Below are 13,839 nucleotides of genomic sequence, written 5' to 3' on the forward strand. Positions count from 1 at the left end.
AACAGCCTGCCCGTTGTTAAAAAGTTTACTCTTTTATATCAAATCTAGTTTATTCGATTCATTTTTCGTTAAGGTTATATTTCAGTAGTATGACAATTGGGTCAAAAGATTTATCCCTAACAACTCCGATAGTCTCTTTTTACTGTTTTTCAAAAAATAAAGGAATTATTTTCAATTACATTAAAAATAAACCAGTAAAACATTTAAAACGATGAGAAAAAACTGGCATTAAAATCTTCATATGATTTCAGGTAATAATCTGCACCTGGTGTGTTATTTTGGAACAGGCATGTTTTAATTCCGAGCATTTTAGCAGGTAATATGTCTAGCTCCCTGTCCCCTATCGCCAAATCGATTTGATGTTTTTCGTGCAGGTAGCGATACGAAGACGGATCAGGCTTGCGCGGAAACCCATCATCCCCGGCAACCATATCAGCAAAAAAATGATCCATGCGATGATATTTTAAGATATCCCAAACATCGTCCCTCTCTTTATGGGTCATAATCACGTTCTTGTTTGCATGGTTGAGTACATTTTCAACTCCCGGAAAGGGCTCTACACCACATGCCTGCAACTTCCTTGCTTCGCTGCGGACTCGTACAATCTGCTTGTCTGTTAGCTGAAAATGCTCAAAAGCATGCGAAAACGACACCTTTAACTGCTCGAAAGCCTCCGCTTCGGAAATCCGGTTGTCTAGAACCTCTCTTAAAATTCTCGTATAAGCTGGATATGTATTGATTAACGTTCCATCAAAATCCCAAAGAATATTCATGTGTTCACCTCTAATATGCAAGAGTATCTTTTCTAAAATTCGACCTTTCTCCCCATTATACTCCTCTTCTTCATGAAAGAATATTTGTACCTCCGTTCCACAAAAAAATGCCTTCCGATTCGGAATGGCATTTTATTCCCAGTTTTCATAAACAATGTTTCCGCCAGTTACGTCAATTTTATTCCTTTCACCCTGATAATACATTTTTTCTTCCTTTTTTATAATTAATTTTTCGAAGGTGTGCAATTCTTTGCCATTCGGAAGCTGAATTACGACTTTTCGGCCAAGCTGTTGTTCGGGAGCTTCAATTTTGATCTGTGATTTCGCATAGTGATTAAAAGCGGCAAACAAGCCTATACAAACAATGATGGCAATAAACAAACCTTTGAAGAAGAAACTTTTCGGCTTAAGTTGATATCTCTCCCTCCTGCTCAAAATGAACCCTCCCTTAAGCAGATGATTTTGTATATTTTTTACATACCCAGCCCTTTCAAGCTTCTAAACTGTTCTGCCAAAAAAATTCACCTCTACATCATATGTTACCCGGTAAAAAAAATTGACAGTGAAATGGTACATTTTTGGCTTAGCTACATGATTTGCGGAAAAACAAGTATAATAAGAGAAACGAATGGAGAGGAGAATCACGATTGGTCTACCCGCGAATTGACGACACTGTACAGTTATTAAAGGAATTAGTTTCAATTCCAAGCCCTTCCGGAAATACATATGAGGTTATCAGTTTTGTAGAGGACTTTTTAAACGAGCTTGGCATAGAATCGAGACGCAACCGAAAAGGCGGGCTGCTTGCGACGATTCCGGGAAAAAATACGGAAAGTCATAGAATGCTGACAGCCCATGTTGATACTTTAGGAGCGATCATCAAAGAAATTAAGCCGAGCGGACGGTTAACACTTGATCTAATCGGCGGATTTACATATAACTCGATTGAAGGCGAATACTGCGAGATTGAAACAAGTTCAGGAAAAAAGTACACAGGTACAATTCTCATGCACCAAACCTCTGTCCATGTATATAAAGATGCAGGAAAAGTAGATCGAAATCAGGCTAATATCGAAGTTCGCATTGATGAAAAGGTGAGCAGCGCAGATGAGGTTCGGGCACTGGGCATTGAGGTTGGCGATTTTGTTTCGTTCGATCCGCGCGTCGAGGTTAAATCGAGCGGATTTATAAAATCACGGCATTTGGATGATAAAGCAAGCGTTGCTTTGCTTCTGCAACTAATTAAGGAAATAAAGACCGGGCAAATAGATCTGCCATACACAACGCATATCCTGATTTCCAACAACGAAGAAATCGGTTATGGCGGAAATGCCAACATCACTCCGGAAACCGTTGAATATTTAGCTATTGATATGGGAGCCATGGGTGATGGGCAGCAGACTGATGAATATACGGTGTCGATTTGCGTAAAAGACGCAAGTGGACCGTACCATTATCAACTGAGAAAAAACCTTGTCAAATTGGCGGAAGAAAACAACATTGGATACAAGCTTGATATATATCCATACTACGGTTCTGATGCATCGGCTGCGATTCGCTCGGGCCATGATATTGTGCATGGCCTGATCGGACCCGGTATTGATTCTTCCCATGCATATGAGCGAACCCATCGAGATTCGCTTGAAAACACCGCAAAATTGCTTTATCACTATGTATTATCGGCAATGATTTTTGAATAGTACAGAGCAAGCAATCAACGGCTAGGCATGGATGCCCTGGCCGTTGTCTTAATATCATTATACTTCAGCTTCTTCGAGCCATTGTTCATCCGCATCCGGCCTCATTCCGTCCTGCAAATCATTGATCGTCAGGCCCAAAGGCATCTGTAAATGCGGATAATCCTTAAAATGCTGCCAATCGCCGCCCCATTCAAAGCCCAGCTTTTTTGCAGCTTTCACCACTTCCATCCAATCGGCTTTCGCATTGCCATTTCCGTCATATTCCATATCCCAAATAACGCCGCCATTAGGTGTTTCGAGCGCAAAATCGACCGCTAATCCAAAGTTATGAAAGGATTCCCCACCTTTTGCATGGGTGACAATATCCCCTTTAGCCGTCCTGCCTTGTTCATACAGCGCATCCTGTTCTTCAATACTCCTGAACCCTTCTGTTATCACAATGGATATCCCAACATCAGCCATCATCGTAACAAGCTCATTTGTTTTATCTTCAATAAGCGGATGTAATTTTACAGGCATCGGCGCATCTTTCTTCGAAAAGAGGTTGGTTGTGCTATTTGTCTGTTCTACTTGTGTACTATAAAAGTTATAAAAAAGCAAAATCCCAACTGCTATCAGTAAGAATAGCAACAAGTTTGCCATGCGTTTTAACATTACATGTTTCCTTCCAATAGTTTAATATAGTTATATTATTATATTAACATTTTGAAGATGGATTGTTGTCAATTTAAATCGAATCGAATCGAAGCCGGCCTGACAAAAAAATCAGAGCTCGCAGCGAAACGAAAATATGAACGATCCCGGCTCTACTCCAGGTCATTTTTTGCACCAAAAAACCATTCCACATCTACTTAAAGAGCGGAATGATTTTTTTCACTTACATCAAAGCCAGATTCGTCTATTTTCGTCTCTTTTCGTAAATCCAGCGGCATCTAGCCGTTCCAAAAAAGGGATCATATATTTGCGGGACAAATCAAGAACATCTTTGGCATCGCCGACTTCAAAAGAAGCTCCAGTATTTTGCTTTAATTTTTCAACAGCGTGATGAAAATGATCTCCATACCAATAATATTGGTCGTCAAGCGGCACAATCAAACCTTCGTTTTCGAGGTGACGCTTCAAATCGCCGACTAAATGGTCAGGAATACCCGCATTGGACACGTAATCTTGAAAATACCGTACCTTCAACCCATCCTTTTTCAATTCTTCCATCAGATTTTCCGTTCGCTTTTGCCAATTTGGCGGCACATGCGGGGAAAAGTCGGCAAGAAACACAAATTGATCACGCCTGCCAAACGCTCCATTGGCAGTTCCTTGTTCGATCACATATTCTCCCAGCTGCTTTGGAACGGCCTTATCGATTGTTTGCAACAGCTCAGCCTTGTTGATTCCGGCTTTCATCGGCTGCGCCTGGTGAAAATCGCTTAAGCGGTCGTATACTTCCTCTTCCAGCTGGTGGACTAACGACTGTAAAGTATAATCCTTGCCATTGAACAATAAAAATTCCGGGTTACTCAACTCTGAATCCAGTGTTGTTTCATCCAGTGCGGTTCTTTTCATAAGCTCGAAAACCGGCAAGGCTTTTGACTCGGCCAGGGCAGCCATTATTCGCTCCTTTGGGGACCCTGCCTTCTTTTTCTCTAGTTCCTCAATCGTATCATTTCCATACCGGTACTTCTCACCGCGCGGATCAACGACCCAGCCGCCGCCGATTGTTTCCTGCGGGCTTGGCCGCCTTATAATAAACCGGTCATTCCGCTTTGTTACGATTTCCTCATCAAGACGGAGCTGGCAAAGAATTTCGCCGTTTTCTTCCTTTAACTCGTTCCGGTCGAAAAAGACGATCCGGCCCATCACCTCAGCCGTACCAATATGGCATTTGATTGGCATCCGCTGTTTGACGATGTGTTCGAGATCCGGAGCGACACGAATCGCCACATCAATTGTCCGGGTCACAATAAAATGTTCGGAAGAGACAAGAACATCGCCCCTTTCAATATCCTCTTTTGCAACACCTGAGAGATTGATGGCGGCCCGCTGCCCGGCAAACGCCCTTTTAGCAGGCTGGTGGTGAACCTGGAGCTGCCGTGCACGTACATCAACACTTTTCGGCATAAGTTTAAGGGGCTGGCCTTCCTCAACCGTTCCTTCATACACAGTCCCACGAACGACCGTACCCTGGCCTTTAACCGTAAACACCTGATCAATTGGCAGCCGGAACGCTCCGCGAATATCTCTCATTTCCTGTTGTTTTAATGTATGTATGATTAAATCCTTTAGATCTTCAATCCCTTTACCTGACAAGCTATCAACCAGTACATAAGGAGCATCTTCAAAGACCGTGCCAGCCAACTCTTCAAAAATATCTTCTTTGACCAGTTCAATAAATTCTTGTTCAACCCGGTCGATTTTTGTAATGGCGACAATTCCATTGCGTATCCCCAGAAAACCAAGAATATCAAGATGTTCCTCTGTTTGCGGCATCACACCTTCATCGCCCGCGACAACGAGAACGACAAGATCTATTCCAGCGACTCCAGCAATCATCTGCCGAATAAAACGCTCATGTCCAGGAACGTCAATCACTGAAATTTGGATTTCTTCATCCTCGTATAAAGGTGCAAATCCAAGTTCAATCGATATTTGCCGTTCCTTTTCTTCCTTGAGGCGGTCTGTATCGACATTCGTCAAAGCTTTCGTTAACGATGTTTTTCCATGGTCAATATGACCGGCCATTCCGATCGTAAAATATCTTTTATCCAATATGCCACCTACTTTTTTTAACAACATTTCATTATATTTAATTTTGGATGTCTGAAGCCTATAACGACATAAGGGCGCCGATTGCTCCGCAATATTCTCCGTGATCCAAAAATATATGTTCAAGCCCGACCATTTTCTTATAAGATGCCAGACACTGTTTTAAAGGTTCGTTTCCGGCCAGTGTGCTGCCAATATAAACGATTTTCGTTGCTTGATTGGCAACCGCCGCCTGCATGCTCAGTAAAATAACCGTTTCGCCGATCATGTTGATGACTGATGCGATTCGATCTTCACTTGAACTATCAGGATTTATGCTTCCCTTGGCAAAGTTGCTTGCTGTCAGGTTCCCATCAATGGGCGGTTCCTGCGGGAAGTAAATATCCTTAACAAGCATGTCGACATTGCCTTTTTCGCCTGTTTCAGCGAGCTTGATAAGCCGGGAATAATCTGTTTCACCGGTTAACAAAGCGCCAAGTCCCATTAAGGTGCCTCCGCCGATCCCGCTGCCGAGAATTCGGGAATAGTTGCTGCCCTCGACAACAAACCATGAAGTGCCTGTACCGATGTTAACGATAATAAATTTCTCATCCAAATTGATTTTCTCATCTTTTAAGAAATAGACGGCACCAGTACAAGCAGCATCAAATTCCGGGAAAATAACTCCTCGTTGAAAATACTGCTCTTTTAGCAGCGCCGATTTGCCGCCTGTCAAGGCAACTGCGGCGTCCGGTGCAAGCATTTTCAGCCAGCCTAAAGCTGAATCAAGATCAGCGATCGGATATTTTCTATAATGGAAAGAACCGGATTGCTCGTAAGCGATTTTAATCAAAGAACCGCCTGCGTCAATCCCTATCTTCTGGACACTCATCTGTACTCCTCCAAATTATGTAATCCCTTACATTGTATAAATTTTCTGGATTATTGGCTAATAATCAGTTTTTGAGATGAATCAAAATTGTGTATCTTTCTACTCCTACCATGCCATTATAACCATGTTCAAAGAAATTGGCGATTAGCAATTTTCTTTCACCTGTTATCTGATCATTTGCACTGTCATGGTATAATAAATTTTATATATTGCGTTACAATTTCTTTTAAGAGGTGGATTATGGACAACTTAAAGATAGGGATTATTGGGCTTGGAGCAGTTGGAAAAAGATTATTGGAGCAGTTTGCAATCCATGCCAATGTTACAGTAGAAATGCTTTGCGATACAAATCCAGCTCTGGCCAAGGAAACTTCTGAACAATATAGCAACATACCCTGGACAACCAATTATGACGAAATATTAAAAAATAAACAAATTGATTGGGTCTACATTGCAGTACCACCTAAGTACCATTACCAGATTGTCATCAGTGCTATCGAAAGCGGAAAGCATATTCTCTGCGAAAAACCGCTTGCCAATTCGTATGAAGAAGCGAAAGAAATGTATGAAAAAGCACAGGAAGCCGGGATTATCCACGCCATGAATTTTCCGACTCCTTACAGTTCTGCGTTTCAAGTAATCCAGGAAAAAGTCCAGAAGCAAACTGTTGGTGAGATTAAGAGAATTGAAGTGAAAGGTTATTTTCATGAATGGCCGCGCCCATGGCAGCAAAATAATTGGATCGCCTCGAAGGAACAAGGAGGTTTTACGAGAGAAGTGTTTCCTCACTATCTCCAAATCATCTTGCAATTGTTTGGTAAATTGACCGTAGAGCACGCAAAGAACCTTTTCCCTGCTGATGATCGCCGTTCCGAAGAGAGCATGATGGCATTTCTGAAGCTTGAGGATGGTACCCCTGTCCTTTTAGATGGTGTCAGCGATATTGCATTGGAAGAAAAAATATCATTCACGATTTATGGAACTCAGGAAACAATTTCTTTGCATGATTGGAGAATCTTAAAAGTTGGCGGCAACGGAGAAAAGCCAGAAGAAATCCCGTTGGAAACCAAAAATTCGCTTGTTCACTTAATCGATGAACTTGTCAAAGCACATAATGGCCACGACTCTGAATTGGTTACCTTCGAACAAGGATTTGCGGTACAGGCAGTTTTAGAAAAACTATTAAAAAGCTGACTTTAGAGGGGGCTCTCGTTTGCCCCCTCTTATTTTCATTTGGTGCTCGTGATTTCTTTGAGACGCTTTTCATAGTTTAATAAAATGAATACAAAATTTAATCATCAAACCGAAAATCTTTAAGTTCAAGGCGCTTCGTGGTTTCCAACTGAACGATTTCACCCGCTTCAAGTTCGATTCTTTTCTTAAACAAAGGGCCATCGTAGACAAAAGTATGGTATTCCCCTGCCTCTCCCATTGGGCAGACATTTTCCCTCGCAATATCATTGACAAACGCGTTGTCCAGTTCTCTTCCCAGCCACTCGTCGGAAAGAAGTTCGTCCCGGACCCTAACCGCCACAGCACGGTAACCGGAGTTGACAAACTTTTCAAGTGCTTGCAATGACTGTTCCTTCTTCATCCAAAGCGGATACAGCGGATTAAGTCCGGCTTTTGCAGCACTGGTCTCTCCCCACTGGCGATGTTCATCCAAATACAGGTCTCCATACGCTATATCAGTCAATGCGTACTGTTCCTTTAATTCTACTAAGTTGGTTATAAATTTAGTTGTATATTCTTCAAACGTACACTCAATAAAATGGAGCGGAATCGATAGCGCTTCCGCCTGCATCCGAATCAGCTCAAGCCTCTCTCCATGTCCGAACGTTCTTCCCAGTTCCAGAGGCACCGTTGTAACGAGACAGGCAACCTTATGACCTTCGCTAGTAAGCTTATCAAGCGCCATGCATCCATCCTTTCCGCCACTCCACGATAAAACAATTCGTTTTTCCACTTAGCAAACTCCCTTTTCACGTTATTCTAATCCGTTAAGACAAAACCCATAACATTAAAATATCATATTTTCCCTTGTTGAATAGAAACATTTTTACAGTCGCTTTCCTCTTCCATTAGTTTACTTTTAAAAAAACATTTCAAAAATATGAATAATCGATTACATTTATGTCATTGGAGGTGTTATAAATAACGAAAACTAACCATTAGAATTTCAAATACGATCAGATCGCTAACTGGAAGAAACGCCGTATTAAAGAGAGAAAAGATACACCAGGGGAATTTTATTTCATAAGGAGAATGAAGTCATGGAAAATCAGAGGCCAGAATTGGTTCACGAGAAAGAAACGCTGCTTTTCGCTATTTGTATCATCACAGCTGTTTTAGTTACTCTTTATTTATTACTATCGATCATCGGTATTATTATTTTTATTTTCTTTGCGTTACTGTCTTTTTTCTCACATGCGATCTCAATCTCCCATATTCAATTGAATGGGATTCGCCTCAGGGAAAAACAATTTCCGGAGCTGTATAAAAAGGTTGAAACGCTTAGCCAGAGAATGGAACTTAAGCAAATACCTGAAGTATATATAGTTGAGTCTGGCGGGACGTTAAACGCCTTTGCCACCAAAGTTTTTGCGCTGTTCGGCAAGAATATGGTCGTCTTATACTCGGATTTCGTGGACATTTCACTTGAATCAAACGGTTCAGAAATCGACTATGTCATCGCCCATGAGCTCGCCCATATTAAAAGAAACCACATCGTCAAAACATTGCTTGTGTTTTCGGCTATGTGGGTACCATTTGTCGGGGTCGGCTTTTCGAGAATGGCCGAATTCACTTGCGATCGGATGGCTGCATACTATACCGATGAACCCGAAGGTGCGGTTAATGGCTTACTGGTTTTAGCAGCTGGGAGACGACTCTACAAAGATGTAAATATAGAAGAATATCAGCAGCAATACAATGAGAAAAAAGGGTTCTTCGCGACAATGACAGAGTTATTGTCCACGCACCCGCCAATTCCAAAGAGAATAAACGAAATAGAAAAATTCTTGCATGGTGAACCTAGTATACCTCTTGTCAAAAAAACAAAGCAGCTAGTGGCAATTATGCTTACTATTTTTGTACTGCTCCCTGCTTTGTCTGCCGGACTATTTTTCGCTGGGTTTAAAATTCTCGAGAATGTCCCTTCCCTTGATTGGATGTTAAGTGCGGAGGATCCACCTTTACAGCAAGCTATTTTTAATGAAGATCTTGCTGAGGCAGAACAACTATTAATTGACGGCGCCGATCCAAATGAAATGAATGAGTATGGGGAAACTTCATTGACACTGGCAATTAGCTATGATGAAACAGACTTTATTCCAACACTGCTCGAACATGGTGCTGATCCAAACCTTCAAGATGAATATGGCTGGACACCTTTAATGTCTGCCGTGTCGATGGAAAACCTGGAAGCCGTTAAAATTTTGCTTGAAGCAGGCGCTGATCCGACGTTAGTAGACAGTGAGGGTATGTCGGCACTTGATTATGCAAAAGATTATGGTTATGGAGAATTTGTGGAGCTTTTAAAGTCGGTACAACCATGATAATTGATTTCTGGTGAGTACGATGTGATTCACCGTATAAAAGGCAAGGCTTTTGTATGCTCAATTCGTATACAAAAGCCTTTTTCTATGCTACCTGCCAAACAACCAGCCGCCATTAATATTAATGATTTCCCCTGTTACAAACGAAGCTTCTTCAGATGCTAAATACTTTATCCCGGCAGCGATATCATTTGCATGTCCAGCTCTGCCAACCGGAACTTGTGAAACAATTTGCTCAATGCGTTCAGATGGCCAGTGTCCTGTAAATCCAGTATCCGCGATGAATCCGGGTGCAATAGCGTTTACTGTGATTCCCTGAGGACTCAATTCTCTCGCAAGACCGGTAGTCAGTCCGTGAAGACCGGCCTTTGCAGCAGCATATGCAGTTGAACCGGCCCGGCTGCACCCGTAAACGCTGCAATTGAACTAATATTGATAATTCGTCCACCTGGCCGTTTTAAATGAGGGGACACTGCCAATGCCATAAGAAAACTTCCTGTTAATACTCTACTCATGACTTTATTTCACATCGATACTGCTCCATCTTCCTTCGTTATATCTGTTCTCAACGCCTTCAATTTCAACAAATCCAATTCTTAAAATTGCCGCTATCCATATTTAGGTTAGTGTGTCTCTCTATGTTTTGCCGTTAACTTTGTTTTATTTCAGCACCTCCCAGAAGCATTCGGAAATTGTTTCTTAATAATCCCCATTTCAATCTCAACTATGATCAGTCAAAACATATATATGGAAATACTAGGAAAAATATAATCGAAATATTCTATTCTTCTTTCCTTAACTATTTATCTATATAACTTGAATTTAACATTTACCAGCTATCTTCAGATGGGCTAAAGAGAGCGGGTGCTTTTATTGCTCATGAAGGTCAAAACTTATAGGGAATACGAGAAAAATGTCCTTATGAGTCCGATATATGGAAAGATTAATAATTGGTTAGAAAAAGCTCTCTATTTCTGAAATATCAAAGTCCGTAAATCAATAATTCTTACATATCAAACAATTTATTCTATATGAAGTTTATGAACAAATAAAATGCTTTAAAATGAATTTTTTACTTTTTTTGAAAAATTTATTAGTAAAACTTGAATTTTCTAATAATTGTGACTATAATGAATATAATTCATGAGAAGGAGGAATTTAAATGGAAAAAGCATTACTATTACTTTCTGGAGGACCAGACTCATCATCTCTGGCATACTGGATTAAACAGCAAGGATTCGAACTGCATACCCTAACCTTTAACTTCGGAGAAAAAGAAGGGGAGGCAGAAAAAAGAACAGCTAAGTACATTGCCAATCATGTTAGTAAAACACATAAATTTATTAGCTTCGAGAATGTTTTACGTGATTTTTACATGAGTGATGGTGGTCCCATTCATATCCTTCGTAAAGCTATATCTCGAGAAATTCAAATAAAACCATTTGGAGCGGGAATTGCAATATCATTGGCAGCTTCATATGCGGCTCAAATTGGTGCAAACCACTTGTTCTATGCAGTTCACAAAGATGATGCTGTATTTAGAGAAAATAATTATGAATTCTTTAATTTACTTTCTAAGGCTATTTCAATCGAATTAGGTAATGAGTTTAAAATTCATACGCCATTCCTCGATAAAACAAAAGCTGAAGTTTTAAAAATTGGATTTGAACTTGGTGTTCCAATTGAAGAAACATGGAGTTGTGCATCAAACAGCACCATTCATTGCGGTTGGTGTGAACCGTGTAAGGATAGACAACATGCTTTTAAAGATAATGGAATTACCGACAATACTCTTTATGAAAATAAAATCAATAAAATATCTGAGGCTGAAATAAAGGCCTGATCGCAGGTAAGAGCCTATTTTTCTTGTATTAGAAATATAGGCTCTTACTAATTATCGCTTTAAGGAGTGTGTTTAAATGTTGAGTGTTTTAAATGTTAGTAAAGTTTATGGAGAATCAAATGTTATTGATAATGTCTCCTTTAATATCAATGAAGGAGAGATTGTAAGTTTAGTAGGGCATAATGGCGCAGGAAAAACAACACTAATGAAAATTTTAACAGGATTAATAATTCCTGATAAAGGATTGATAACAGTATATGGTGAAAAATGGAACAAAAAACATTTAAAACAAATGTCTTTAATGCTTGAAGGTAATAGAAATTTTTATGCAGAACTCACGCTATACCAAAATATCCAGTATCTGTATAGATTAAAGGGATTTAAATATTCGAGTCATGTACAGTCTAGTATTGATTATTACCTAAAGATATTTAATTTGTATGACCATGCTTCAAAACCAATCTTCAAACTTTCACGTGGCATGCAGCAAAAAGTGTCTATCATTTTAAATTTTATCCTTCCAAGCAAGATAATATTATTAGATGAACCAACTCTTGGGTTAGATATCTTTTCAATTGATGAGTTTGAAAAGCTTATTACTCAAACAAAGGCTAATGAGAAAATTGTTCTTATAACCTCTCACCAACTCGATTTACTACAAAAACTTTCAGATCGGCTAATAGTAATTCATAACGGTAAAATTCTCTTTAATGACAAACCTGAATATTTTATCAACAAATATGCACAGATTAACTGTAAAATTACATATAAAACAAAAATTCCAGAAAATGATCTCCAAAACCTTTTACATAAAGGTATAGCTTATGAAGTCTTTGAAGATAGAAATGAAATTTTATTACAATATCAAAATGGGTTTGAACTTAACGATTACCTTAAAATGTTGACTATTGCAAATGTTGAAAGTATAAATAAGACAACTCCTAAATTAGAAGAAGCTTATAAAAATTTTTGGTTGAATGAGGACACGGCATGATAGAGCTTTTAAAGGCGAACTTCATAAAGGAGATGCATCTAATACTTAATAGAAAAATTGGGATGGCATTTACCATTTTAAATTCTTTTTTACTTTTTTTTGCTTTATATACGTTATTTAATAATATTGTGGAAACGGATAGTAACTCACGTGCCATTTTTATTGTGAGTTATGCTTTATGGTACTTTTCACTTGCGATTATTACTGAACCAGGCTGGGTAATATTAAATGAATCAACAAGAGGTACCATTGAACAATGGTGGTTATCTCCATACTCATTTTGGATTATTCTTTTTTCAAAAATTATAGCTGATAATATTGTAAATTCCGCAAGAACTGTATTATTAGTCATTTTAATCTTAATAACTACTAACTCTAGTGTGGAATTGGGCCTGAATTCACTTGCTGTACTGCTGATTTCCTTACTAGGTATGTATGGGATTGGTTTTGTAATGGCTGGAGTTGCGTTAGTATACAAAAGGGTACAAGATATAATACCAATTTTACAGTATTTATTGCTAGCTGTTATATCATTGCCACCAAATGATAGCTTTTATGCTATCATTATGCCCATATATTCAACTACTATACTCTTAAAACGTAGTATAGTGGGAAATTCTATATTTATTTCAGAGTACTTATTATTTGTGATTACCTCGATTTTAACTTTTTGTATGGGAGTGCTATTTTTTATTATTTGCGAAACAAACGTTAGAAAGAGAGGAACACTTGGTAAAGGATAGTGTGAAAAAAATGGGGACATGTATATTTTGTGATATTATAAAACAAAAAGTTTCGTGTTTCGAAGTGTATAGAGATGAATATGTAACAGCATTTCTTGATATAAATCCTGTCACTTCTGGTCATACATTAATTATACCTAATAAACATATTGAGAGACTTGATTATTTAGATGAACCCGGTCTTTCTAATGCTTTAATGAGTTCCTTAATAAAAGTTTCCCAAATATTAATTAAGTCAGGCATTTGTGATGACTTTACAGTTCTCTCGGATAATGGAGATCAAGCACAACAAGATATTAAGCACATTCATTTTCATATTATACCTAGACACTCAGATGAAAATTTCAGCTTCAAATTGTATACGGATCATATTGCAGCGGAGAAAAATAATCTACTTCAGATTTGGGAGAAAATTAAAAGAAAACAAATTGATTAATTAGGGTCTGCTGAAAAACCATACGGTAAGAGTGAAAAAGGTTTACGTGCTTTGTCAGAAAATAAGTGTAAGGATTTGTTCAGAAATTAAAACTTTGTACTTGGAGGGCACATTTTATATATATAAGTAACCAAAAATTAACTATTTTTTCAGACAATCTTA

At 38.9% G+C, this 13,839-nt stretch carries 15 protein-coding genes; 7 read left to right on the forward strand and 8 right to left on the reverse strand.

From position 1 onward, the window contains the following. Nucleotides 1-203 precede the first annotated feature (203 nt). Together CVD23_RS04075 and CVD23_RS04080 are read right to left on the reverse strand one after the other, a co-directional pair. Nucleotides 204-773 (reverse strand): HAD-IA family hydrolase, encoded by a 570-nt coding sequence (locus CVD23_RS04075; protein WP_101665269.1) that lies wholly within the window; start codon nucleotides 771-773, stop codon nucleotides 204-206. A 132-nt stretch (nucleotides 774-905) separates the two neighbouring features. After that, nucleotides 906-1,208 (reverse strand): hypothetical protein, encoded by a 303-nt coding sequence (locus tag CVD23_RS04080; protein ID WP_180955519.1) that lies wholly within the window; start codon nucleotides 1,206-1,208, stop codon nucleotides 906-908. A 227-nt stretch (nucleotides 1,209-1,435) separates the two neighbouring features. Here CVD23_RS04080 and CVD23_RS04085 point away from each other — a divergent pair, with 227 nt between their 5' ends. Then, entirely contained in the window at nucleotides 1,436-2,473 is a 1,038-nt protein-coding gene (locus CVD23_RS04085; RefSeq protein WP_101665300.1) for a M42 family metallopeptidase, read from the forward strand. A gap of 57 nt (nucleotides 2,474-2,530) precedes the next feature. On the opposite strand, the gene CVD23_RS04090 is transcribed toward CVD23_RS04085, so the two are convergent. The 3 genes from CVD23_RS04090 to coaW all read right to left on the reverse strand — a co-directional run bounded on the left by CVD23_RS04090 (nucleotide 2,531) and on the right by coaW (nucleotide 6,104). Beyond that, nucleotides 2,531-3,127: a M15 family metallopeptidase gene (locus CVD23_RS04090; protein WP_101665271.1), complete on the reverse strand. Its 597-nt coding sequence runs from the start codon at nucleotides 3,125-3,127 to the stop codon at nucleotides 2,531-2,533. 228 nt (nucleotides 3,128-3,355) lie between these two features. After that, a complete protein-coding gene (gene selB / locus CVD23_RS04095) occupies nucleotides 3,356-5,263 on the reverse strand; it encodes a selenocysteine-specific translation elongation factor (RefSeq protein ID WP_101665272.1) in 1,908 nt (635 codons plus the stop codon). 31 nt (nucleotides 5,264-5,294) lie between these two features. After that, nucleotides 5,295-6,104, reverse strand: a complete 810-nt coding sequence (gene coaW, locus CVD23_RS04100; RefSeq protein ID WP_101665273.1) for a type II pantothenate kinase — start codon at nucleotides 6,102-6,104, stop codon at nucleotides 5,295-5,297. Nucleotides 6,105-6,344: 240 nt separating this feature from the next. Here coaW and CVD23_RS04105 point away from each other — a divergent pair, with 240 nt between their 5' ends. Next, nucleotides 6,345-7,298 carry a Gfo/Idh/MocA family protein gene (locus tag CVD23_RS04105; protein ID WP_101665274.1) on the forward strand — a complete coding sequence of 318 codons (954 nt, stop codon included), beginning with the start codon at nucleotides 6,345-6,347 and terminating at the stop codon, nucleotides 7,296-7,298. A 97-nt stretch (nucleotides 7,299-7,395) separates the two neighbouring features. On the opposite strand, the gene CVD23_RS04110 is transcribed toward CVD23_RS04105, so the two are convergent. Continuing rightward, nucleotides 7,396-8,070 (reverse strand): diphthine--ammonia ligase, encoded by a 675-nt coding sequence (locus CVD23_RS04110; protein ID WP_101665275.1) that lies wholly within the window; start codon nucleotides 8,068-8,070, stop codon nucleotides 7,396-7,398. 307 nt (nucleotides 8,071-8,377) lie between these two features. On the opposite strand from CVD23_RS04110, the gene CVD23_RS04115 reads away from it, so the two are divergent. Further along, a complete protein-coding gene (locus CVD23_RS04115; protein ID WP_101665276.1) occupies nucleotides 8,378-9,661 on the forward strand; it encodes a M48 family metallopeptidase in 1,284 nt (427 codons plus the stop codon). 90 nt (nucleotides 9,662-9,751) lie between these two features. On the opposite strand, the gene CVD23_RS22175 is transcribed toward CVD23_RS04115, so the two are convergent. Beyond that, entirely contained in the window at nucleotides 9,752-10,012 is a 261-nt protein-coding gene (locus CVD23_RS22175) for an SDR family oxidoreductase (protein ID WP_373270870.1), read from the reverse strand. Further along, nucleotides 10,009-10,176 (reverse strand): hypothetical protein, encoded by a 168-nt coding sequence (locus tag CVD23_RS22180; protein ID WP_257959302.1) that lies wholly within the window; start codon nucleotides 10,174-10,176, stop codon nucleotides 10,009-10,011. Before CVD23_RS22180 ends, CVD23_RS22175 begins: the two co-directional genes overlap by 4 nt. A 647-nt stretch (nucleotides 10,177-10,823) precedes the next feature. Here CVD23_RS22180 and CVD23_RS04125 point away from each other — a divergent pair. From CVD23_RS04125 to CVD23_RS04140, 4 genes are all read left to right on the forward strand, one after another. Further along, complete coding sequence (locus CVD23_RS04125; protein WP_101579322.1) at nucleotides 10,824-11,504, forward strand: 7-cyano-7-deazaguanine synthase; 681 nt, start codon at nucleotides 10,824-10,826, stop codon at nucleotides 11,502-11,504. A 76-nt stretch (nucleotides 11,505-11,580) separates the two neighbouring features. Then, nucleotides 11,581-12,498 carry an ABC transporter ATP-binding protein gene (locus CVD23_RS04130; RefSeq protein WP_101579321.1) on the forward strand — a complete coding sequence of 306 codons (918 nt, stop codon included), beginning with the start codon at nucleotides 11,581-11,583 and terminating at the stop codon, nucleotides 12,496-12,498. Then, complete coding sequence (locus CVD23_RS04135; protein ID WP_101579320.1) at nucleotides 12,495-13,241, forward strand: hypothetical protein; 747 nt, start codon at nucleotides 12,495-12,497, stop codon at nucleotides 13,239-13,241. The genes CVD23_RS04130 and CVD23_RS04135 overlap by 4 nt, the downstream gene beginning before the upstream one ends. Then, complete coding sequence (locus CVD23_RS04140; protein ID WP_245917551.1) at nucleotides 13,228-13,677, forward strand: HIT family protein; 450 nt, start codon at nucleotides 13,228-13,230, stop codon at nucleotides 13,675-13,677. The genes CVD23_RS04135 and CVD23_RS04140 overlap by 14 nt, the downstream gene beginning before the upstream one ends. Nucleotides 13,678-13,839: the final 162 nt, after the last annotated feature.

This window comes from Bacillus sp. V33-4 (genome assembly GCF_002860225.1).
In the GTDB taxonomy this organism is placed as follows: Bacteria; Bacillota; Bacilli; order Bacillales; family Cytobacillaceae; genus Bacillus_BJ; species Bacillus_BJ canaveralius.